The organism is Kaistella jeonii (assembly GCF_000812865.1).
GTDB lineage: Bacteria > Bacteroidota > Bacteroidia > Flavobacteriales > Weeksellaceae > Kaistella > Kaistella jeonii.
Genome location: NZ_JSYL01000008.1, coordinates 67,176 through 90,226 on the forward strand (window position 1 = coordinate 67,176; position 23,051 = coordinate 90,226).

Here is a 23,051-nt window from a genome sequence, read left to right on the forward strand (position 1 = left end):
AACTAATAATTATGATCGCTTTAAAGTACCGAGCAAAAGCACCGGAAGTTTATACCCTCTGCGAAATGCTACACAAATTAGGATATGCAATAAAAATTTCTGATTCATTTACACTCGAAGTAGATGTTGCAGTAAAAGATTTTCAGAAAAAAAACTCCCTCGTAAGCGACGGAATTGTAGGAATGAAAACATGGCAAGTCTTATTCGATAAGAGTTCTAAAATTTTTTCTAATAACAATCTATTTCTTTCTGAATCAGATCTAAAAGATTTTTCAAAAGCTCACAATCTTGAATTGGCTGCTGTGAAAGCAGTCAACGAAGTAGAAAGTTCCGGCAAAGGTTTCCTGATCAATGGGAAACCAAAAATACTGTTCGAAGGTCATGTTTTTTGGCAGCAACTTCAAAAAAGAGGTATAAAACCAGAAACGCTTTTAAATTCATCCAACAGAAATGTTCTTTATCCAAAATGGACGAAAGCTTTTTACCAAGGCGGGGTAAAAGAATATGACCGACTCAATCAAGCCATTGCGATCAGTTCAGACCCTAAAGTAAAGGAAGCCGCTTTAGCTTCAGCATCTTGGGGAAGTTTTCAGATCATGGGTTATCATGCAGTGAGTTTGGGCTACGCTTCGGTACAGGATTTTGTAGATAAAATGTACCTTCATGAAAGAGAACATTTAAAAGCGTTCGGTAAATTCCTTGAGGTCAATAACATTATGACCGATTTACGTAATAGAAACTGGGCGAAAGTGGCACAGAAATATAATGGTGCAAGTTATAAATTGAATAAATATGACCAAAAATTACAAAAGGCCTACGAGAAATATTCTTAAATAAAATTCAAAAAAAAAGCTGGGAAAATATTATTCCCAGCTCTTCCATTTTTAAAATAATTCCTTTCGGATAATGTTCTGACTTCGCTCTGGTCCTACAGAAACCAGATAAACATTAATCCCTAAATATTTTTCGATAAACTCGATATATTTCTTCGCATTCTCCGGGAGTTCATCATAACTTCGTACTTTGGTAAGATCTTCATCCCAACCTTCCAATTCTTCGTACATCGGCTCATAATTGTATAATTTGGTAGTTGATGATGTAAAGTAATCGATGATTTTTCCGTCTTCAGTTTTGTACTTCGTAGCTATTTTTATTGGAGAAATTCCTGATAAAACATCCAGTTTTGTGATCACTAAATTATTGATTCCGTTGATCATTGTTGCGTGTTTCAATGAAACTAAATCGAGCCAACCCGTTCTTCGTGGTCTTCCTGTAGTTGCACCGAATTCGAAACCAATTTGTCTTATTTTTTCGCCTAGTTCGTTATCAAGTTCAGTTGGGAATGGTCCTTCTCCAACTCTTGTGGTGTACGCTTTTGCTACTCCAATTAAATTTTGCAAACTTGTCGGCGGAACTCCAGCTCCTGAACAAACTCCGCCTGTTGTTGGTGAAGATGATGTTACATATGGATAGGTTCCAAAATCAATATCTAACATTGCAGCTTGCGCGCCCTCAAACAAAATATTTTTTCCATCGTGGATCGCCTGGTTCAGTTCAACTTCAGTATCAACAATGCGATCTTTTAGTTTTTGCCCTAATTCTAAAAATTCATTGTAAATTTCGTCATATTCTAAAGTTGGTTTTTCAAAATATTTTTCAAAAAGAGAATTTTTTATTTTTAAATTTTTTCTCACTTTTTCAGCAAGAACTTCAGGATTTAAAAGATCAACCATTCTGATTCCAACCCTAGCGATTTTATCTTCATAACAAGGACCAATTCCTTTTTTGGTTGTTCCAATATGAGTTCCCTCCTCTTCTTCCTCGCGATAAGTGTCGAGTAAAATATGATACGGCATAATTACGTGCGCTCTTCTGCTGATAAAAACGTGATCAGTACGCATTCCTTTCGCCTCAAGTTGTCCAATTTCTTTTAAGAAAGCTTTAGGATTTACTACTACTCCATTTGCGATGATACATTTACCTTTGCACTGTAAAACTCCTGATGGAAGCAAGTGTAAAACAAATTTTTCTTCACCTGCGTACACAGTATGTCCCGCATTATCACCTCCCTGAAAACGTACAACGTAATCAGATTTCGCCGATAAAACGTCTGTTATCTTGCCTTTTCCTTCATCCCCATATTGAAGACCAACAACCACATAAGTCGCCATATTTTACTTTTTTTATAGATTTCTACAAAAATAGATTTATTAAAAGTTTTGGGCAAAAATTTAGGAATAAATAATCATCTTTTTTACTAGCAAACTTTCATTTAGGAGCGACAAAAATTTAAATACAAAAAAATCCCTTAAAAAACCTTAAATTTGCACTTTGAAAACAATCTATGGAATCTGTACAAATTCACGACAAAACATTCGTTCCTTATCTGAAAGATCCGGAAATTCAGGAAATTGTAAAAGCTACTGCACTCAAAATTTACGAAGATTACAAGGATGAAACACCTGTATTTATTGGAGTTTTAAATGGTGTAATTCTCTTTTTCTCTGACCTTTTGAAACATTATCCGGGGAAATGCGAAATTGCATTTTTGCAAATGAGTTCTTATGCCGGAACGCAATCTACAGGAATTGTTTACCAAAAAATGGAACTGACGAAAGATATTAAAGACCGTCATATTATTTTGGTCGAAGATATTGTGGACACGGGAAATACCGTGGAAAGTCTTTTTCAATATTTTAAAGAAACCCAAAGACCAAAATCAGTAAAATTAGCGACTTTCCTTTTAAAGCCCGATGTTTACAAGAAAGATTTCAAATTGGACTATGTTGGTAAAGAAATTCCGAATAAATTTGTTTTGGGATACGGTTTAGATTATGATGAATTAGGAAGAAATCTAAAAGATTTATATCAGTTAGAAGAAGGTCGTATTAATGAATAAGGCGACTTTTTGAAATAAATATATTAAGAAGCAAATTTCAAAATATTCAAACAGTAAAAAATGATTAACATCGTTCTATTTGGTCCTCCAGGAAGCGGAAAAGGCACACAGGCTCAGAATTTAATTGAAAAATTTAATCTGAAACAAATTTCTACCGGTGATTTGTTCCGTTACAATATGAAAAATGATACTGAACTTGGCAAACTCGCAAAATCATTTATCGATAAAGGTGAATTGGTTCCTGATCAAGTTACGACCGATATGTTGACCGATGAAGTTAAAAAACCATCTCCTACAAAAGGTTTCATCTTTGATGGTTATCCAAGAACGACCAACCAAACTGAGGAACTGGAAAAAATCGTAAAAGAAGTTTTGAATGATAAAATTTCAATCTGTATTTCTTTGGTTGTTGATGATGAAATGTTAGTGCAAAGACTTCTGAACAGAGGTAAAACAAGTGGAAGAACTGATGATTCCAACGAAGAAATTATTAGAAATAGAATTAAAGAATATTACGCAAAAACTGCAGAAATTGCTGAACTCTACAAACAACAAGGCAAATATGTCGAAGTAAACGGAGTCGGAGCAATCGATGAAATATCTGAAAAACTTTTTGCAGAAGTAGAAAAAATAAAATAGGTTGCAGCAAAAGGGATTTTGGTTTTAAATTATTAAATCCTTAAAAAACTCTTTTTTATCTGAGTCCTAAAAATTAAAAATTATGTCCAATTTCGTAGATTACGTTAAAATTCATTGTAAATCAGGTCACGGTGGTGCAGGTTCTTCGCATCTTCGTCGTGAAAAATATATTCCAAAAGGTGGTCCTGATGGCGGAGACGGCGGACGAGGCGGTCATGTAATTATGAAAGGAAACGCTCATGAATGGACGCTTTTACCACTTCGTTACACAAGACACATCAAAGCTGAAAAAGGTCACAACGGGATGAAAAATCAGTTGACCGGGGCTTATGGTGAAGACATGTATATTGAAGTTCCACTGGGAACAATTGCCAGAAATGAAGAAGGTGAGATCATCGCTGAAATTTTAGAAGACGGCCAGGAAATCATCATCAAACATGGTGGAAAAGGTGGAAAAGGAAACGAACATTTCAAAACTTCTACCAACCAAACTCCACGTTTTGCACAACCAGGAATGGAGGGTGAAGAAGGTTTTGTAATTTTTGAGCTGAAACTTTTGGCAGATGTAGGTCTTGTTGGTTTTCCGAATGCAGGAAAATCTACCCTTTTGGCAGCAGTTTCTGCAGCAAAACCGAAAATTGCAAACTACGCTTTTACCACTTTAACTCCGAATCTCGGAATTGTGGATTACCGAAATTACAAATCTTTTGTAATGGCCGATATTCCAGGAATTATAGAGGGTGCGGCGGAAGGAAAAGGTCTTGGTCACCGATTTTTAAGACATATTGAAAGAAATTCAATTCTTTTGTTTATGATTCCGGCGGATTCTGAAAGTCATTTTCAAGAATTTAAAATTTTGGAAAACGAACTGAAAGAATACAATCCTGAATTGATGGACAAAGATTTTTTGATTTCTATTTCTAAATCAGATTTACTAGATGATGAACTGAAACAAGAAATATTAAAAGAATTCCCAGAAGACCGCAAACCGATTTTCTTTTCTGGTGTAACACAAGAAGGAATTATGGAATTGAAAGATGCGATCTGGAAAAGATTGCACGGTGAAGGAGAAAATCTTTAAAAAATTTCAGTATTTAGATATTTATAAAGTATTTGGTGATAATCGATTTGTGATCGATTCAAATAAATTTTTGGCGTAATAGTTGAAGTATTTTTTTGAATTTATTTTATAAAGTACTTATTTACTATCATTTTTTCGGCTTTTTTATTTTCTTGTACTACCCAAAATTCTAATCAATATTCTAAGATTCAATACGAAGCAGGTGCCTGTTTTGGTTTTTGTCCTATTTTTAAAATGACGATTAATCCGAACCGAACTGCGGTAATTGAAGCGGAACATTTCACTTTTTCTGAAGGAAATTCCAAAGCTGATTTTTCGAAAGCTAAAGAGGGAACTTTTAAAACAACCATTAAAGAAGAAGACTTTTCTAAAATAATCTTTTTATTAGAAAACGCTGATTTAAAATCTTTAAAAGATCAATATAAAAACAGAAATGTATCTGATCTTCCAACTTCATATTTAAGAATTAATTTTGCCGATGGAACCTCGAAAAACATTGAAGATTATGGTAAAAATGGAACTCCAAAATTGGCGGAAATTTATAAGTTCATGGAAAATTTGCGATCGAATCAAACTTGGGTGAAAGTGAATTAATACTTTTTGTAAATTGATTTCTAATCAGATTTTTTCGTTTAAATTTACTTTCGGGTTTTTTATTTACAAACACCAAATCATTAGAAATCTTTAAACACAATTTAGAAAAAACTATAATGGAAACGCTTTCTATAGAAAAACCGACTCATAAAAAACTTAACGAACTTCAGTCTACGGCGATTTCTGGCAATGATATTAGTTCTTCTTGCCTGTACGTTTCTGCGCTTACCATTATGTATGCGGGACAATATGCATGGCTTTCTTTATTGATTGTCGCAGTTGTTCTTTTCCTTTTTCGAAAAATATATGTGGAAGTTGTAGGTGCGCTTCCTTTGAATGGAGGTGCTTATAATGTTTTGTTAAATACTGCTTCAAAACGTACTGCTTCAGTTGCGGCGACACTTACGGTCTTATCTTATATGGCAACTGCAGTAATTTCTGCGAGTGAAGCCATGCATTATTTGCACAATCTTTTGCCATGGATTAATGTAATAATCGCGACCATTATTGTACTTTTTATTTTCACAATGCTCACTATTTCGGGGATCGGAGAATCGGCAAATGTTGCGGTAGTTATATTTATTATTCATCTGGTATCGCTTTCCCTTCTTGTACTTGCAGGAGTTTGGTTTATCGCAAATCACGGTTTTGAAACCTTACATTTGAATTGGAATACACCAATAAAATCAGGTGGAATTATCACAGCATTATTTCTGGGTTTTTCTGCCGCGATGCTTGGAATCTCAGGTTTTGAAAGTTCCGCAAATTTTGTAGAAGAACAGGAAGCCGGAGTTTTCAGCAAAACTTTGAGAAATATGTGGGGAATTGTAAGCTTTTTTAATCCACTTTTAGCTTTGATAATTATTTTCGTGTTACCACTTTCTACCGTTGGAGAACACCAAACCTCTTTATTAGCTTATGTTGGAGAAATTACGGGCGGGAAATGGCTGGCTTATTTCATCGCAATAGACGCGGTTTTGGTTCTTTGTGGAGCTGTTCTTACTTCATTTGTCGGAGTTTCGGGATTGGTCAATCGGATGACACTGGATCGAATTTTACCCAATTTCTTTTTAAAACAAAATAAAAAAGGATCTCATTATCGTATTGCGATCGCCTTTTTTATCCTTTGCATTTCCGTCTTGTTTGTGACAAGAGGAAATCTCACTTCTCTCGCGGGAGTTTATACTTTTTCTTTCTTATCAGTAATGGCACTTTTCGGAATCGGGAATTTACTTTTAAAATTTAAACGAAGAAAACTTCCACGTCCGGTGAGAGCTTCCATTCTATCTGTTTTGGTGGCAATTGCTTTTATCATCATTGCATTTTGGGGAAATATCGTTTTAAACGGAGGTGCATTTTTTACTTTTTTAAAATATCTTTTCCCTGCCTTGATCGCTGTTATGATTATGCTCAACCGAATTGTAATCATTAAAGGTATTATCTCTATTTTAGAAAATATTTATATTCCTTTCCGAGGTTTCGCCATCAAGAGCAGCCGGAAATTAAATCGCCTTCAACATGAAATCAATGCACAGGAATTCGTATTCTTCACCAAGAAAGACAATGTAGCGATCTTAAATAAAGTGATGCAATATGTAGAAAATAATGAAACGACACGAAAATTAAAAATCGTGAACGTGATGAAAGAGGGCGAAAATAATGATGAATTAAAAATCGACCTTCGCGTTTTAGATCGTGCTTATCCGCATATCGATATTGATTTTGTAGAAATTATCGGAGAATTCACACCAGAATTAATTGATAAACTTTCCCAGAAATGGAATATCCCTAAAAACTTTATGTTCATCGCTTCTCCAAGTGACCAATTCAGTTATCGGGTTGCAGATTTGGGCGGAGTTCGTTTAATCATGTAATTAAAATAGGAATTTGAAACTAAAAATATTTTGATATAACTTATCTTACAAAGGGTTTTACATCTCAATCAAAAATATTACTTCTGCAAATATTGTTTTTATAAAGTTTTCATTCTCTTTTACTAAATTTGGTTTCTCTAATTTTTTTTAATGAATAATATTTTCAATCTTCACAATGGCGAAGAAGACAAGCAGAAAGTTCTAGCTAATGTAAAAAGCAATACTTCATTCAACGGTTCTAATCTTTGGATCTTAGCATGTGCAATTTTAGTAGCTTCTGTCGGTTTGAATGTGAATTCTACAGCAGTTGTAATTGGTGCGATGCTTATTTCACCTTTGATGGGACCAATTGTTGGTGCCGGTTTTGCGTTGGGAATGTTTGATTTTCATTTGTTGCGACGGTCTTTAAAAAACCTGTTGCTCGCTACAGTTGTTGGATTAGTTGTTTCATTTTTATACTTTTATTTAAGTCCTTACAAAGAAGCGCATTCCGAAATTATTGCACGAACGGCACCTAATATTTACGATGTTTTGATTGCATTCTTTGGTGGTTTGGTTGGTGTAATTGCGGTAACTCGTGTTGAAAAAGGGAATCCAATTCCAGGAGTTGCGATTGCAACTGCTTTGATGCCACCACTTTGTACAGCAGGTTACGGTTTAGCAACAGGAAATTTCGCCTACTTCGGCGGGGCATTATTTCTTTATACCATTAATTGTGTTTTTATCTGCATTGCAACTTATGTAATTGTGAAATTCCTCAATTATCCGGCTGTAGAATTGGTCGATAAAAAGAAATCGAACAAAATAAGAATCTGGATCAGCGTAATCATTGCATTAATGATTGTTCCCAGCATTTTTTTTGCTTACCGATTTATCGATCAGCAGAATTACGAAATTAAGGTAAAAAACTTTTTATCAAAAGAATTTGAAGAAAAAGGAAACACCATTGTTTACAAAAAAACTACATACTCCTCTAATCCTAAAAAAATTGAACTAGCCTTTCTCTCCCGAAAATTTTCAGCAGTACAAATAAAGGAAGTTAATGAAAAACTAAAAGCCTATAAAATTGAAAATACGCGGGTAATTATTCGCCAGGACAGTGCTTTTCTCGCCAACGCAACCACCAAAAATGCTGCAAGCAATGAAGTTGAAGATCAGTCTAAAGCTATCATTTCTGAACTGACCAATGAGGTAAAAAAATATACTTTCAAGACGGAAAATATATTTCCAGAAGCACAATCCATCATTCCGGAACTCAACACAATTTCTGTCGCGAAACAGGAAATTTTTAATAAAAGTGATTCTACCAAAATTATTCCCGTCGCATTTTACGAATCGACTAAAGCACTTACTACCGACCAGGAAAAAATACTTCAAAATTGGCTAAAAGTGAAACTGAAAATTGATACGATAGAAGTCTACAAGAGAAATTAAAAAATATGCCTTCTTACTACTACATTATCATACTTATCTCTCTAGCTGCATTTTTTGCTTATATAAATGAGCGGTTTATCAAATTGCCCTTTGTGATCGGATTATTTTTTCTGTCCTCACTTCTCTCCCTTTTTTCTTTGGTGATCAAATCGTATTACAGTGTTCCTTTTGATCAAATCAGAGAACTCGTGATTAGTACAGACCTCAGTAAATCCGTTATCAATATATTCCTAGGGTTCCTCCTTTTTGCTGGATCAATGCATACGAATTGGTTCAGCATGAGAAAATATTTAAAAGATATTTCTGTACTCGCATTGGGAGGTGTCGTTTTTTCAACAATCTTTGTGGCAGTAGCATTTTTCTACGTTTCTCATTGGTTGGGTTTAGAAGTACCTTTTATATATTGCCTTATTTTCGGAGCCTTGATTTCACCCACAGATCCAATCGCTGTTTTGAGTATTTTAAAAGAAGCCAAAGTCCCCGAAAAAATTGAGGTAACCCTTGTCGGTGAATCTCTTTTTAATGATGGAGTTGGCGTTGTAATTTTCATAGCACTCACTCAAATGTTAGCTTCTGGAGCGGTGGATTTTGATTTCCCACATTTTGGATTGCTCTTCATACAGGAGGCAGGCGGCGGAATTATTTTCGGATTAATTTTAGGATATATTTTACATTATCTTCTGAAAACTACTGATTATTACGAAACAGAAGTTCTGCTGACTTTAGCTTTCGTAATGTTGGGTTATTTCGTTTCTGCACAAATGCATATTTCCGGAGCTTTGGCGATGGTAATTATGGGTTTAATGGTGGGGAATTTTAGGAAAGAAGAAGCCATGAGTAATGAAACTGAAGAATATGTCGCGAAATTTTGGGAATTGCTGGAAATTATCTTGAATGCTTTATTATTTTTAATGATTGCTTTGGTTTTGGTCGTTCTCGATTTTAATTTAAAATATATCATTCTTGGAGTTTTGACAATATTAATCTTGCTGGTTTCACGCTTTTTTACCGTTAATATTCCCCGAAAAACTTCTTTAACCATATTAAAAGTTGACAAACCTACTTCTCAAATAATTATTCTCGGCGGACTTCGTGGCGGATTATCTTTGGCTTTGGTGATGTCGCTTCCTGCTTCAGAATTCAAAGATATTCTGTTGATTGTCACCTATATATGTGTCGCATTTAGCATTTTAATTCAAGGAACAACCATTGGAACAGTGGCAAAGAAAATTTTGAAAAAGTAAAACCATCTGATTTTGACAATAAGTTTTAAATTGCTTTTATATTTTTAAAGAGAAATAAACTATCTTTGCAAAATATTCAGCGGCATTCTTAAGCCATTTTAGTAATTTATTTTTACTCAAATAGAAAATCACTACTTCTACAAGTTTTGCGTTTTCAAGCCAAAAATGTAGAAGTAAAACACTTCATCCGCAATCATTTTTAATACAGAAAATATTGTTATTTACAGACTTAAAATTAATTAAGCCCATCCTCGATGCGCTTATAACAGAAGGTTACACGCAACCAACTCCTATTCAGGAAAAAGCAATCCCAAGTATTTTACAAGGTAGAGATCTACTCGGAACGGCACAAACCGGAACCGGAAAAACGGCTGCCTTTGCCATTCCAATTCTACAAAATCTTGCAGAAAAGAACTCCCGAAACAATAATATCAAAGTTTTGGTTTTAACACCAACACGGGAATTAGCAATTCAGATTGAAGAAAGTTTCAACGCGTACGGAAGAAATTTAAACCTCAGAAACCTCGTGGTTTTTGGTGGAGTAAAACAAGCTGCACAGGAAAAAGCTTTAAGAAGAGGTGTTGATATTTTAGTCGCAACTCCCGGAAGATTACTGGATTTTATTTCCCAGCGAATTGTTTCCCTTCAAAACTTAGAAGTTTTTGTTTTAGATGAAGCAGACAGAATGCTCGACATGGGTTTTGTTCACGATGTGAAAAGAATCATCAAATTGTTACCACCGAAAAGACAAACGCTTTTCTTCTCTGCAACTTTCCCCGATGAAATAAGCAAGTTGGCAAACTCAATGCTCTCTAATCCTGTTAAAGTTGAAGTAGCACCAGTTTCTGCAACTGCAGATACCATCAATCAGAAAGTATATTTCGTTGACAAAGACGATAAGCTTGAATTGTTAACGCATATTTTACAAAATGACATCAAAGAATCGGTTTTGGTATTTTCCAGAACTAAACATGGTGCCGATAAAATTGCAAGAAAATTACAAAGCCATAAGATTTCTGCCGAAGCAATTCACGGTAATAAATCTCAGAATCAAAGACAAAATGCGCTTTCCAATTTCAAAAATGGTAAAACCAGAATTTTGGTAGCGACAGATATTGCAGCTCGAGGAATTGATATCGACGAGTTAAAATATGTTTTAAACTTCGAATTATCTGACGTTTCAGAAACTTATGTTCACCGAATCGGAAGAACAGGAAGAGCTGGAGCAGAAGGAAGTTCAATCTCTTTTGTTGATGGTTTAGATCTGGCGAATTTAAAAAATACGGAGAAACTGATCGGTAAAAAAATACCGGTAGAAAAAGATCATCCTTTTCACACGGACAATTTAGTTGCGCAGAAAAGAGATTCGAATAACAAATCTTTTACGCCAAGACCAAGAGTGCAGTCGAGAGAAACAACGGGCAGTAAAAAGCCTAACAACAAAAGTAATTTCACGAGAAACAGATAAATTTTCTACGCCGAATTGGTCACGCAAAGAAGCGAAGGAAATGGAGGACCGCAATATTTATTTATTGCGGTTTTTTAAATTTCTAGAGATTTTATTTCAACAAAAAACAGTATTTTTAGGGGTCAGATAAAACATTTTTATTTTGCAAAACTCTTTTAAAATCGACAATACAGAACAATGAGAATTATAACCCGAGAAGATTTTTCCGACATTTATATAAAATTTCATCAAAGAGGTTTGCCCTTTTTGCTTTCTAAATTCAATTTAAATTCTTTTAAGCGAACACAAAGTGCATTTAATGATCATCAACTGGAAGGTTCTAGTTTTTGGATCGTCCCCGAAGTGAAGAAACGCTGGAATAAACTCATCACCGGAAATGAAGATCTACTTTATGAAGATTACATCACTAAAAATTATTTTAAAGGAAAAGGGAAAATAAAAATCCTGGCTTAGGCACAGGAGTTTATAGCCACGAAATTCGACTGGCAGAACTCAATCCTAATTGTGAGATTGAATGCTACGATTTTTCTGATGAATTGCTCAAAAAAGCAAAAGAGATTTCCGATGAAAAGAATTTGAAAAACATTTCTTTCCATGCAGAAAATATCATGGAATATCACTTTGATAGCAAAAAATATGATGTTGTTTTCTTTCATGCTTCACTGCATCATTTTGACCATATTCCGGAATTTTTGCAGAAAGTAGTTATCAAAAATTTAGTTCCAAATGGTTTACTAATCATTAATGAATTTGTAGGATCAAATTGGCTTCAGTACTCAAAATTGCAGCTCAAATATATTAATAAAGCGATTTCAATAATTCCTAAAGAATACCGAAAAATTTTTAAAACCAATATTTACAAAAACAATTATTACGGTTCCGGAATTTTAAGAATGATCATTGCTGACCCATCTGAATGTGTGGATTCTATTTCTATCCTTCCGGCAATTCACGAAAAATTCAATACAATAGAGGAAAAATTTTATGGCAATAATATTTTACAAAGTGCTTTGAAAGATATTTCACACCACTTTGTTGAGCTAAATCCTGAGAAGAAAAAAGTGCTTCACCAAATTTTTGATATGGAAGATGAGTTGTTAGAAAAACATCCAAGTGATTTTGTTTTTGGAATTTATGAAATGAAAACGTGATCATTTAAAACCACATTAGTCACATTAGTTTTTTAGTGAAAACATCTCTTAAATAGACCACATTAGTTTAGACGATGTAATTCTAGCAGGAAATCAGAAAGTGAATCCTTTATCAAATTCAAGCTTTGAATTATTTTTAATTCTATTACATTTGAATTACACATAAAGAGATGTTAACTTCAGTGACTTCCAAATAATTTTTCAGCATTTTCGGTGGTGATACGATCTATTTCTGAAAAATCCTTTCCATAAATATCCACGAGCTTTCCGACAACCAAATCCAGATAAGAACTTTCATTTCGTTTTCCTCGATGCGGAACTGGCGCTAAATACGGAGAATCGGTTTCTAAAACAATCTTATCTAAAGGAATTTCGTGTAGAAACTGATCGATTTTACCATTTTTAAAAGTGACTACTCCACCGATTCCTAAAATAAAATTTAAATCGATTGCTCTTTTTGCCTGCTCTAAATCTCCAGAAAAACAGTGAAAAATTCCACGCAATTTTGGATGTTTTTTTCGGTCTAAAACATCAAAAACCTCATCAAAACTACTTCTCGTATGAATCACGATGGGTAAATCTTTTTCTATCGCCCAATCAATTTGTTGTTCAAAAGCTTTTATCTGAATATCTAAAGTAGTTTTATCCCAATATAAATCGATACCAATTTCACCGATTGCGGGAAACGACTTTTCGTTTAAATGTTTTTCGACTAATTTCAATTCTTCTTCCCAAGTTTCCGCTTTCACATAACATGGATGAAGTCCAATCATAGAAAAAATTTGTTCAGGATATTCGCTTTCCAAACTGAGCATTTTCTCATGAGTTTCAGAATTGATCGCGGGAAGATAAAATTTGGAAACACCTTTGCTAATGGCTCTTTCGATCATTTCTTTTCGGTCATTATCGAATTCTTCGGAATATAAATGAGTGTGAGTATCGATCATTTTAGTTGATAGTTGATAGTTGATAGTTGATAGTAAAATTACAAATCTATTTTAATAAACTTTATCGCAGCCCAGCTTGAGTGGAGCTCATTTTTTTTGCGTTGGGGAAAGCTTTGGCAAAAAATAGCGGGAACGGAAGATGGAAAAAGCTGCCCAAATGATTTTAAAAAATCTTATGCTTCACTTTTGCCTGTTGTGAAAAAATTCTTTGCTTTAACTTTTCTAAAAATTCCTGATGTTTTTGATTCTTTTCGTCGAAAGATTTATGACTTAAAGATTTCCCTATTTTGAAATTTTCTTCAATGAAACCTATCGTTTCATCCGAAAAAAAAGCATTCCCAAATTTTTCCCAGATATAATTAATTGCCTGATTATTGGGATGAATTAAATCTTCGTTGTAAAATCGGTAGTCGCGCAAATCATCCATTAAAATTTCGTAAACCGGCAGATAATGACAGTTTTCAAATTGTGGTAGGATCTCGTGAAGGGCGGTGATCAGTTTCGATTTGCTTAAATTATTTTCAACCATTCCGTCTTTGGTGTGACGAACGGGAGAAACTGTAAACAAAATTTGAACATTTTCTTTTGCGATATCTTTTAAATTCTCAACCGTTTCATAAATAGAATCTGTTAATTCTAAATGGGTCAACAATCTTTTTTGGAAATACTTTGCTGGAATTTTATGACAGTTTGCAACGAGTTTTCTCTTTGGTAGAAATTCGTAAATGAAAGAAGTACCGTACGTGATTAAAACCCAGTTGGTATTTTGTAAAAACTGATTTCCGTTCTCAATTTGAGCATTAATTTTCTCTAAAGTTTGATGTACAAATTGCGAATTGAAAGAGGAATGGTGATCCAGAGAAATCACTTCTTCGCTAAAACTAACAAGATCTTCCTCGGCATAAAATTCAGCGCCGTGTATTTTTTTTATCGCATTATTAATCGAAAACGGATTAAAAAGTGTCCCAAAAGGATTATTTAAAGTCTGAATCTGACCTGCTTTTAAGAGGTTGATCATCTCCGTAGAAAAGCAAGAGCCGATTGAAAAAATGTGGTCTTCAACTTCTATTTTTCTGTCGGAATTTGGAATTTCTACTTCAGTTCTAAATTTCATATTATTTTAAAATATCCCGATGTTAAATAAAGGAAATTGGCTCTTTGTAAAATTATTTATATTAAGATTCGCGTCGCAATAAATAATTCGCAAGTTCGATAAAAGGTTTTTTCTTTGCATCGGAAACGTTGATTTTATTTAAATATTTCTGAGCGAGCTCATTGTGTTCCTGAATTAAAAGCAAGGATTTTTCATCAACTTTGGTACGGCGGAAAATCTTTTCTACGCTGTACACTTTATCCACATTATCGGTTTTCTTAGAGTACCAAAACTCCAGTTCTTTCCTCTCTTCGTCGGTTGCATGTTCTTTGGCTAAAAGATAAAGCACTGTTTTTTTATTTTCGTAAATATCTCCGGCATGTTTTTTCCCGATCTGTTCCTGATTTCCGAAGACATCTAAATAATCATCCATAATCTGGAAAGCAATTCCAACATGTTTCCCAAAATTAAAAATGGCTTTTGCATCTTTGAAATCTGCACCTGCGATCAACGCACCAATTTCAAAAGAAGAAGCACTTAAAATCCCAGTTTTATAAGAGATCATTCTAATGTAATCATTGAAAGTCACCTCTTCCTGCGTTTCAAAATTGATATCGTATTGTTGACCTTCACACAGCAATAATCCGGTGTGGATAAAAACTCTCATACAAGCTTTATACAATTCAGGTTCAAGATTTTCAAAAAACTTAAGGGCTTTAAACATTAAGGCATCTCCGGAAAGAATTCCAGTATTAATGCCATGTATCGTATGAATGGTCGGTTTATTTCTGCGAAGCGGCGCTTCATCCATAATATCATCATGGATCAAAGTGAAATTATGGAAAAATTCAATTGCTAAAGCGGGTTTAAGGGCTTTTTTTAAATCACCGTCAAACATTTCACAAGCCATTAAAACCATCATGGGACGAAGTCTTTTGCCACCATGTGAAATAATATAATTCATCGGACCATATAGTTCCTCGGGCTTATCTTTAAAGATGTATTTAGTAATTGCACTCGCAACGGTTTCCTGATATTCGTCTAAAAACTGCATAAAATTTCTTGTTTGTGCAAAAATACAATTTATAATAATTATTTAACGATTTAAAATGACACAAAAAAAACCATTTCTTCCGAAATGGCTTTCTATATATCGAATAACTCTTATCTAAAAAAGACTACTAATAAATAAGTACATCCTGCTACGAAGGCAGAAATCGGTATCGTTAAAATCCAGGCCCACAATAAACTTACCGTGATTCCCCAACGAACGGCAGAAACTCTTTTTGTTACCCCTACTCCGATAATTGCACCAGTAATAGTATGCGTTGTAGAAACTGGAATTCCGAAATGTTCTGAAATAAAAAGGGTGATTGCTCCTGCAGTTTCAGCAGCAACTCCTTCAAGTGGTGTCACTTTCGTAATTCGTGTTCCCATGGTTTTTACAATTTTCCAACCACCACTCATCGTACCTAAAGCAATCATTAAGAATGATGTAAAAGGCACCCAGAAATAATGTTCTACGAAATAATTAAATTGATGCGTGCTGTCTAAAGCCAGATAAACCGGATCATGCAAAGTTTGCGTATGATGAAAAATAACTGCTGCTCCGATAATTCCCATTACTTTCTGAGCATCATTCGTTCCATGTCCTAAACTGAAAAGCGCTGAAGAAACCAATTGCAATTTTTTGAAAATATTGTCGGCTTTTCTTGGACTCGTTCTTTTAGAAACATTAACAATAAACAAAGTAATGATGATGGAGATAATCCCTCCAATTATAGGCGCGAGGAAAATGAATAAAAAGATAGGAATCACTTTATCATACCTCACCACATCTTGGGTAAAGAGTTGCTTAAAGGCAAGTATCAGTTTATCAAAAGTAGCTAAATCTGGTTGTGCTAAAGCGACGATATGATAATCGGAAACCAAAGCAAACATCAAAGCAGCACCTAAAAAACCACCGATTAAAGTGTGAGATGATGAAGAGGGAATCCCAAACCACCAAGTTAATAAGTTCCACAAAATAGCGGCAATCAACCCGGAAAAAATCACTTCGAGATTGATGAAATTTTCGTTCACCGACTTGGCAATAGTATTTCCAATTTTAAATTCTCCAATAACATAAGCAGCGAGAAAAAATGCTGCGAAATTCCACATTGCAGCCCAAAGAACTGCTTGAAAAGGGGTTAAAACTTTAGTTGAAACAATGGTCGCAATGGAGTTAGCGGCATCATGAAAACCATTGATATAGTCAAAAATCAGTGCTAGTACAATGATAATAATAAGAAGAATTGGTAAATCCATTCTATTTTTATATAATAAATTAAGGAATAGATTAAGCGTATTTAATCAAAATACTGTCGATCGTGTTGGCTACGTCTTCTGCTTTGTCAGTTACTGTTTCCAGATATTCTAAAACCGACTTCACTTTCATAATCTTAATTGCATCATTCGTTTCAAACAATTTTACAATTGCCTGGCTCAAAACATCGTCTGCAATATTTTCGAAAGAATTTATCTTGATACAAGATTCTTTAACTGCTTTTGAATCTTTGAAACCGTTCAAATTTTTGATGGCAATTTCAATTTCAATACAAGATTTGTAAATCAACAGCGTAAATTCGGTGTAAGCAGGATCTAGCGGTGCTTTGTACAAATAAATATATTTTGCCGAAGCATACATGAAATCAGCAATATCATCTAACCGACTGGCTAAATGACTAATGTCTTCGCGATCAAACGGAGTGATAAAGTTTTCTCCTAACTGAACAAAAATTTCGTGGGTTAAATCATCCATTCTGTGTTCGTAATCACTCATGTGCTGTAACATCGTATCATCATTGATATCGAAATCAAGCAGACTCTCGTGAAATTCTTTTGACATCGCTACAAGTTCTTCTGCAACTTTTTCAAACAGTACAAAAAACACTTTGTCTTTCGGCTGGAACATTTTAAAAATATTTCCGATTCCCATTGTTGTTCATTTATTAATTAGTGCTGCAAATTTCCGAAAAACTCAACCAACTTAGACGATTTTATATTAAGTTTTATTAACATTGCGAAATTAGTTCTTCACCAAAAAAAATCAGTCCCATTACGAATAATGGGACTGAAAATATATTAATAAGATTGAAAATTATTTAGATTCTTCAGCTCTCATATCTTTTCCTTTAAATTTTTGAGTTTGTAACCCTTTCAAAACTTCATCTTTGAATGATTTCTCTACTTCAAAGAAAGAGAATTTTTCTAAAATCTCGATTTCACCAATATCTGGCCTTTTTCTGGATTTCTCAGTTGATTTGTTGATGATCTCCAACATATCAATTTTTTTCAGATTGTCACGTTTTCCTAAGTTAAAGAAAAATCGCACCATATCGCCATTGTTTTTTCTTGGCTTTCTTTCTCTGAATTCTCTGTCACCGCCTTCACGATTTCCAAAATCTCTGCTTCCGCCGTCTCTACTTCCTCCATCTCTGGAATTTCTAAATCCGCCATCTCTTCTATCGCCACCTCTATCACGGTCTCTTCCGCCACGGGAATCTCTGTCGCCTCTTCCACGATCTCTTCCTCCTCTATCGCCTCTTCCGTCATCAGCATTGAATTTCTGGTCAGCCAAATCATTTTTATCTAAATAATAAAGCGCCATATCTCTCAACTGCAACTGCAGCATCTGGTGAACCAATTCTTCTTTGGTAAATGCAGATAAGTCTGGAATTAAAGATGCATCGAATTCAAATAAGTTTTCGTGTTCTGTCAGTAATTTGGTGAAAACACCGCCAACTTGAGCCTCGATCACTTCTTTTCCGGTAGGAATCTTCTTCTCAACAATATCAATCTTCGTTGATTGCTTGATCTGCTTTAATTTTCTTGATTCTTCAGGTTTGATCAATGACATTGAAATTCCGTCTTTTCCTGCACGACCTGTTCTTCCACTTCTGTGAACGAATACTTCAGGATCATCCGGTAAAGAATAGTGAATAACGTGCGTCAGTGAATCAACATCTAAACCTCTCGCTGCAACATCGGTCGCCACTAAGATATCGATATTTTTCAGTCTGAATTTCTTCATTACTGTATCACGTTGAGCTTGCGAAAGATCACCGTGAAGTGCATCTGCTGCGTAACCATTCTGCATCAAGAAATCTGCAACTTCCTGAGTTTCCATACGGGTTCTGCAGAAAAGAATTGAATATTGATTTGGATTTGCATCGATCAATCTTTTCAAAGCTTCTTTCTTGAAACGGTAACCAACCACGTAAAATTCGTGTTTGATGTTTTTCTTCACTTCATTTAAGGAACCAACAACAATACGGTGCGGACTCGTTAAATAACTTTTAGAAATACGCTCCACTTCTTTATTCATCGTTGCCGAGAATAAATAATTGTGTTTCGTATCAGGAGTTTCACGTAGAATTGTTTCCAAATCATCTTTGAAACCCATTGATAACATTTCATCAGCTTCGTCAAGAACGAGCCATTGAATCTCAGAAAAATCAAGTGCTTTTCTGTTAATAAGGTCGATCACACGTCCCGGAGTTCCCACAATAATTTGCGGTTTGTCTCGTAGAGAGCGGATTTGGTCGGTAATACTGCTTCCACCATAAACTGCTGTAGTCTTGATGTTGGGCATGTATTTCGAATAATTCTTAATGTCTTTGGTAATCTGCAAACAAAGTTCTCTGGTTGGACAAAGCACCAAAAATTGGATTTTGCGACTCCCGTCGTCAATCATATCCAAAATCGGTAGCGAAAATGCTGCTGTTTTGCCTGTTCCTGTCTGCGCAAGTGCGATTAGATCGCGTATATCTGTAGAGATAAAAGGAATAGTTTGTTTTTGGATTTCTGTTGGGCTTTCAAAGCCCAGTTCGCCAATTGCCTGCAAGATTGCCGGACTTAGATTGGTCTCCGTAAATAAATTCATGTAAAAGATCGTCTATAAATTGGGTGCAAAGATACAATTTTGTTTTCGATAATAAAAGGGGGCATTTATTAAATTTATGTTAATTGTCCGAAGAGCAGTTTCCAGCTTGTTTCGTCAATGAAATTCTCAAATATTATTTCAAAAACTTATTAAATCCTCTATTTTTAAATTTTTAATTATTTGGCAAATCGCTGTAAACCACTTTTACTGCATCTCAATTTTAACAATTTTTTTGCCTCTTTCTCCCAGATATTTCTCAATGAGCGTTTCATAGATCTTATGACCATCATCTACATTGGTAAAAATGATCAGACCTTCTTTTGTTTTTGGTAAAATAAAGAAAATCGTATTTACACCTTCGTCACTACCTCCGTGTGAAAGCGCAATTTCATCATTTCCCAAATCATAAATTTCAAAGCCAAGTCCAAAATATTTATTTGTTTTGGTTTCTACCTGTTTGCTTTTCAACGATTCAAAAACAGCTGGTGAAAGCAATTTATTATCTAATATTCCAACTAAAAATTTACCGTAATCTTCTACGCTGGTTGTCAAATCATCTGCGGCGTTTGCAGTTGTATTTTTAATGATTTTATACGGCTTTCCTTCTTTATTATATCCAACTGCTATTCTTTCTGCATCTTTTTTTTCATTCCAAATGTAACTGGTATCGTTCATCGCAAGAGGTTGGAACACGTATTCCTGTGCTAATTCTTCCAAACTTTTTTTGAATTTTTTCTCAATTGCTTTTCTCAAATATTCAAATCCTTCGCCAGAATACTGATATTTAGTACCGGGATCAAAATCAAAACTAAGTTTATGATCTTTATTTAAGGTTCTCCAGTTTTTAAATCCGGTTTGATGACTTAAAACCAGTCTTGTAGTCAACTTTTTATGTCTATCATCTTTTGTGATATCAGGATCAATATAATAATGGTCAAGCGGTTCATCAAGGTTCCATTTCCCAAGACTGACCAACCTTAAAACCAACATTGCAGAAACAGGTTTCGTTAAAGACGCCACATTAAATAGACTGTTATAAGGTGCGGTTATTTTATTATTAAGATCTCCATAAACATTTATTTGCGTTAATTTTCCATCTTTAATAATACCTAATCCTAAAGTTGGAATATTATTATCTTTCAATAATTGTTCTAATTGATCAGTGAGTTGTTCAGATCCTGTTCCCTGGTGATCATAACTAAGAATATCGCTCATGACCCAGTTTTTCTCTTTTTTCAGCCAAACGGTCGTAAATTTCGCTTCACCGCCCCAAACATCTGCTTTGTCTTTCTCTCTAATAAAAAATTGATGATTCCCAGATTGAATTGCTCCATACAGATTTCCATTATTATACAAAGGATAGACTTCCAAACTGCTTTCAATCAATTTACGAATAGGTTTTTGATCTGGGTTGGAACAGATATTATCTCTGGTTCTTTGGAGGAATAATTTTTTACCCTGAAAACCACCTTTATCGTGATAAAATTTTAAATTTTCATCCACCGATTTTTCCATGTAAGTTAGATCACACTGATTAAATCCGCGCTCAAAGAAAAGACTGTCTTCTTTTTTAAGTTCAAGAAAAAGGGAAGAATTTTTAGCAATTTGTGCGCTGAAATTTCCGAATAAAAAGAAGAAAGTGATAATAATTCCAAAGTGCTTTGTCATAAAAATAATTTTGACAAAGATTGAAAATTAAAAGAATTTAAACGAGAAAATCTACCCGACAAAAACCCGACAATCTTACGACAACTTTATAACAAACTGAAATTCAATTTATAAAAAAGTTTTTGTCTTTTATCAAGTTCATACGCATTTCTCAAAATGATATAAATATTGGCGAGTGTAAGAACGATAATTCCGATGGTCACTGATTCTTTTCCCAGCTTTAAGAAAATGAGGATCATAAAAAGAACTGGAAAAATAATTGCTAGAAAAATCTGCAGGGAAATGATCTGCTTAATGATTTCAGATCTTTGTTTCATAATCAACATCAAAATTAATGGGACCAAAAAATTCGCAATGGGAAACCAGGAAAAAGGAAGCGAGGAGAGATTAATGATTTTTATTAATTGCAAATTCAAAATTTCGCCTTTCTCAACCGCTGAAGCAGTCTCTACAATTGAAACTTCGTCTAACTCATTTATTTTTTCAGAAACAGCTGAAACTAATAAATCACTTTCCGAAACCTCAAGACATGCAGCCAATGTTTTTAAAGTAAATCCTTTCGGTTTCATGCCAGACTCAATTCTTTGAATGGTTCTGACAGAAAGCCCAGACTTTTGTGCCAACTCTTCCTGAGTTAGATTTTTGTGTTCTCTAATTTTTTTTAAATCCGACATTCATTGAATTAAGTGATTACAAATTTAGCTATTCTAATGAAAATTTTGAAAATCATTTTTCAACTTATTGTGATGAAATTATTTAAATAAAAGGTAAAAAAAACTTTGGAAGAAATAATATTAGAAAAAACTCCTGCTTTCCCTTTATTATAAATCCTAAATTTGTCTATCTAAAATTAATCTATGAAATCATCCACTTTAAAATTCCTGAAAACTTTAGAAAAGAACAATAATCGCGAATGGTTCAACGAACACAAAAATCTTTATTTAGAGGCTCAACAGGATGTTCTTTCGTTTCTGGAAAATCTAATCGAGGAAATGGCGCAATTTGATGAGGAGATTTTAAAGATCGATCCAAAGAAAGCACTCTTCAGAATTTATAAGGATATTCGTTTTTCTAAATTAAAAATCCCTTATAAGACCCATTTTGGCGCAGGTTTGGGTTTCGGAAAAAATGGTAAAACTTCCGGTTATTATTTGCATATCGAACCGGGAAAATCATTTTTAGCAGGTGGTGTTTTTCAACCTGAATCACCGATTTTGAAAGAGATCAGAAAAGAAATTTCAATATATCCTAAAGAATTTATGCAAATCCTGGAGGAAGATGATTTTAGAAATAATTTCCGTGGATTGAGTGTAGAAAGCAAATTACAAAGAGTTCCGAATGGTTTTGAAAAAGATGATCCAATGGCTGAATTTCTGAAACTGAAAAACTTCATCGTCAATTATCCGATTTCAGATGAGTCATTACTGAAAGAAAATGCTGCTAAGGAATTTGCTCAAATTTTTAAAAGCATCAAACCTTTAAATGATTTTATTGAAAGACCTTTTCTCTAAAACATTTTCGCTTTCAATTCATCAATTGTTTTCTGAATATCAGGATCGGTCGGAGAAATTGAATAATATTTGGCGATTTTTCCGCTTTGATCTACAACTAAAAATCGTGGAACCCAGTTAAGATCGATGTAATTATTGAAGTTGTTTTTCCAGCCTTCATCGAACCAGTAATTTTCCTGCGATGTTAGATCATATTTATCCAAACCTCGTTTCCATTGGTCATAGGAACGGTCCAAAGAGAAATAAACAAAATCAAGTTGGGGATTTTGCTCCTTTAAAATTTTAGTTGAAGGCAGCGCTTTTATACAATCCGGACACCAGCTTGCCCAGAAATCAATAATTAAAATCCGGCCTTTATGGTTATTTATAATTTCTGAAATGGCCATTTTTTTACCCCGCAACGAAGTGATTTTCTGAGCAACTGCTTCTTTTGAAAATTCTGTCTTGCTAACTGCGGGAACTTTCTGAGCGAAAACGCCGAAAGACAATAATACTAACCCAAGACTTACAATACTTTTCATTAA

22 protein-coding genes are annotated in these 23,051 nt (G+C 34.3%); 12 read left to right on the forward strand and 10 right to left on the reverse strand.

Annotation, left to right across the window (positions count from 1 at the left end; all coding sequences use genetic code 11):
* Positions 1-11: 11 nt before the first annotated feature.
* Positions 12-833, forward strand: a complete 822-nt coding sequence (locus OA86_RS11540) for an N-acetylmuramidase domain-containing protein (RefSeq protein ID WP_039353301.1) — start codon at positions 12-14, stop codon at positions 831-833.
* A gap of 51 nt (positions 834-884) precedes the next feature.
* Here the strand turns inward: OA86_RS11540 and OA86_RS11545 are convergent, their stop codons facing one another.
* Positions 885-2,171, reverse strand: coding sequence for an adenylosuccinate synthase (locus OA86_RS11545; protein ID WP_039353304.1), 1,287 nt, complete (start codon positions 2,169-2,171; stop codon positions 885-887).
* A gap of 173 nt (positions 2,172-2,344) precedes the next feature.
* On the opposite strand from OA86_RS11545, the gene OA86_RS11550 reads away from it, so the two are divergent.
* From OA86_RS11550 to OA86_RS11595, 10 genes are all read left to right on the forward strand, one after another.
* The gene (locus tag OA86_RS11550; protein WP_039353307.1) at positions 2,345-2,899 is read left to right on the forward strand and encodes a phosphoribosyltransferase; all 555 of its coding nucleotides are present in this window, start codon (positions 2,345-2,347) and stop codon (positions 2,897-2,899) included.
* Positions 2,900-2,959: 60 nt separating this feature from the next.
* Positions 2,960-3,538 carry an adenylate kinase gene (locus OA86_RS11555; protein WP_039353310.1) on the forward strand — a complete coding sequence of 193 codons (579 nt, stop codon included), beginning with the start codon at positions 2,960-2,962 and terminating at the stop codon, positions 3,536-3,538.
* A gap of 82 nt (positions 3,539-3,620) precedes the next feature.
* Positions 3,621-4,619: a GTPase ObgE gene (obgE, locus tag OA86_RS11560; protein WP_039353313.1), complete on the forward strand. Its 999-nt coding sequence runs from the start codon at positions 3,621-3,623 to the stop codon at positions 4,617-4,619.
* A 186-nt stretch (positions 4,620-4,805) separates the two neighbouring features.
* Positions 4,806-5,213 carry a DUF6438 domain-containing protein gene (locus tag OA86_RS11565; protein ID WP_260241907.1) on the forward strand — a complete coding sequence of 136 codons (408 nt, stop codon included), beginning with the start codon at positions 4,806-4,808 and terminating at the stop codon, positions 5,211-5,213.
* Between the two features lie 116 nt (positions 5,214-5,329).
* Positions 5,330-7,087 carry an APC family permease gene (locus tag OA86_RS11570; RefSeq protein ID WP_039353319.1) on the forward strand — a complete coding sequence of 586 codons (1,758 nt, stop codon included), beginning with the start codon at positions 5,330-5,332 and terminating at the stop codon, positions 7,085-7,087.
* Positions 7,088-7,237: 150 nt separating this feature from the next.
* Entirely contained in the window at positions 7,238-8,521 is a 1,284-nt protein-coding gene (locus OA86_RS11575) for a DUF389 domain-containing protein (protein WP_039353322.1), read from the forward strand.
* 5 nt (positions 8,522-8,526) lie between these two features.
* Positions 8,527-9,765, forward strand: coding sequence for a cation:proton antiporter (locus OA86_RS11580; protein WP_039353325.1), 1,239 nt, complete (start codon positions 8,527-8,529; stop codon positions 9,763-9,765).
* 214 nt (positions 9,766-9,979) lie between these two features.
* A complete protein-coding gene (locus OA86_RS11585) occupies positions 9,980-11,233 on the forward strand; it encodes a DEAD/DEAH box helicase (RefSeq protein ID WP_039353329.1) in 1,254 nt (417 codons plus the stop codon).
* A 177-nt stretch (positions 11,234-11,410) separates the two neighbouring features.
* Positions 11,411-11,686, forward strand: coding sequence for a hypothetical protein (locus tag OA86_RS11590; RefSeq protein ID WP_039353332.1), 276 nt, complete (start codon positions 11,411-11,413; stop codon positions 11,684-11,686).
* A 29-nt stretch (positions 11,687-11,715) separates the two neighbouring features.
* On the forward strand, positions 11,716-12,384 hold the full coding sequence (locus tag OA86_RS11595; protein WP_246008083.1) for a methyltransferase domain-containing protein: 669 nt from the start codon (positions 11,716-11,718) through the stop codon (positions 12,382-12,384).
* 179 nt (positions 12,385-12,563) lie between these two features.
* Here the strand turns inward: OA86_RS11595 and OA86_RS11600 are convergent, their stop codons facing one another.
* The 8 genes from OA86_RS11600 to OA86_RS11635 form a co-directional block, all read right to left on the reverse strand.
* Complete coding sequence (locus OA86_RS11600; RefSeq protein ID WP_039353338.1) at positions 12,564-13,331, reverse strand: TatD family hydrolase; 768 nt, start codon at positions 13,329-13,331, stop codon at positions 12,564-12,566.
* 163 nt (positions 13,332-13,494) lie between these two features.
* Positions 13,495-14,445 (reverse strand): GSCFA domain-containing protein, encoded by a 951-nt coding sequence (locus tag OA86_RS11605; protein WP_039353341.1) that lies wholly within the window; start codon positions 14,443-14,445, stop codon positions 13,495-13,497.
* 61 nt (positions 14,446-14,506) lie between these two features.
* Entirely contained in the window at positions 14,507-15,478 is a 972-nt protein-coding gene (locus OA86_RS11610) for a polyprenyl synthetase family protein (protein ID WP_039353344.1), read from the reverse strand.
* Positions 15,479-15,588: 110 nt separating this feature from the next.
* On the reverse strand, positions 15,589-16,731 hold the full coding sequence (locus tag OA86_RS11615) for an inorganic phosphate transporter (protein WP_039353347.1): 1,143 nt from the start codon (positions 16,729-16,731) through the stop codon (positions 15,589-15,591).
* A 31-nt stretch (positions 16,732-16,762) separates the two neighbouring features.
* A complete protein-coding gene (locus tag OA86_RS11620) occupies positions 16,763-17,401 on the reverse strand; it encodes a DUF47 domain-containing protein (protein WP_039353350.1) in 639 nt (212 codons plus the stop codon).
* 162 nt (positions 17,402-17,563) lie between these two features.
* Positions 17,564-19,348 (reverse strand): DEAD/DEAH box helicase, encoded by a 1,785-nt coding sequence (locus tag OA86_RS11625; protein WP_039353353.1) that lies wholly within the window; start codon positions 19,346-19,348, stop codon positions 17,564-17,566.
* A 204-nt stretch (positions 19,349-19,552) separates the two neighbouring features.
* Entirely contained in the window at positions 19,553-21,016 is a 1,464-nt protein-coding gene (locus OA86_RS11630; RefSeq protein ID WP_039353355.1) for a serine hydrolase domain-containing protein, read from the reverse strand.
* 86 nt (positions 21,017-21,102) lie between these two features.
* Positions 21,103-21,690 carry a helix-turn-helix domain-containing protein gene (locus tag OA86_RS11635; protein ID WP_039353357.1) on the reverse strand — a complete coding sequence of 196 codons (588 nt, stop codon included), beginning with the start codon at positions 21,688-21,690 and terminating at the stop codon, positions 21,103-21,105.
* A 183-nt stretch (positions 21,691-21,873) separates the two neighbouring features.
* On the opposite strand from OA86_RS11635, the gene OA86_RS11640 reads away from it, so the two are divergent.
* Positions 21,874-22,527, forward strand: coding sequence for a DUF2461 domain-containing protein (locus OA86_RS11640; RefSeq protein ID WP_039353359.1), 654 nt, complete (start codon positions 21,874-21,876; stop codon positions 22,525-22,527).
* Here OA86_RS11640 and OA86_RS11645 read toward each other — a convergent pair.
* Positions 22,524-23,048, reverse strand: a complete 525-nt coding sequence (locus OA86_RS11645) for a TlpA family protein disulfide reductase (RefSeq protein ID WP_039353362.1) — start codon at positions 23,046-23,048, stop codon at positions 22,524-22,526. The two genes, OA86_RS11640 and OA86_RS11645, sit on opposite strands and share 4 nt — an antisense overlap.
* Positions 23,049-23,051: the final 3 nt, after the last annotated feature.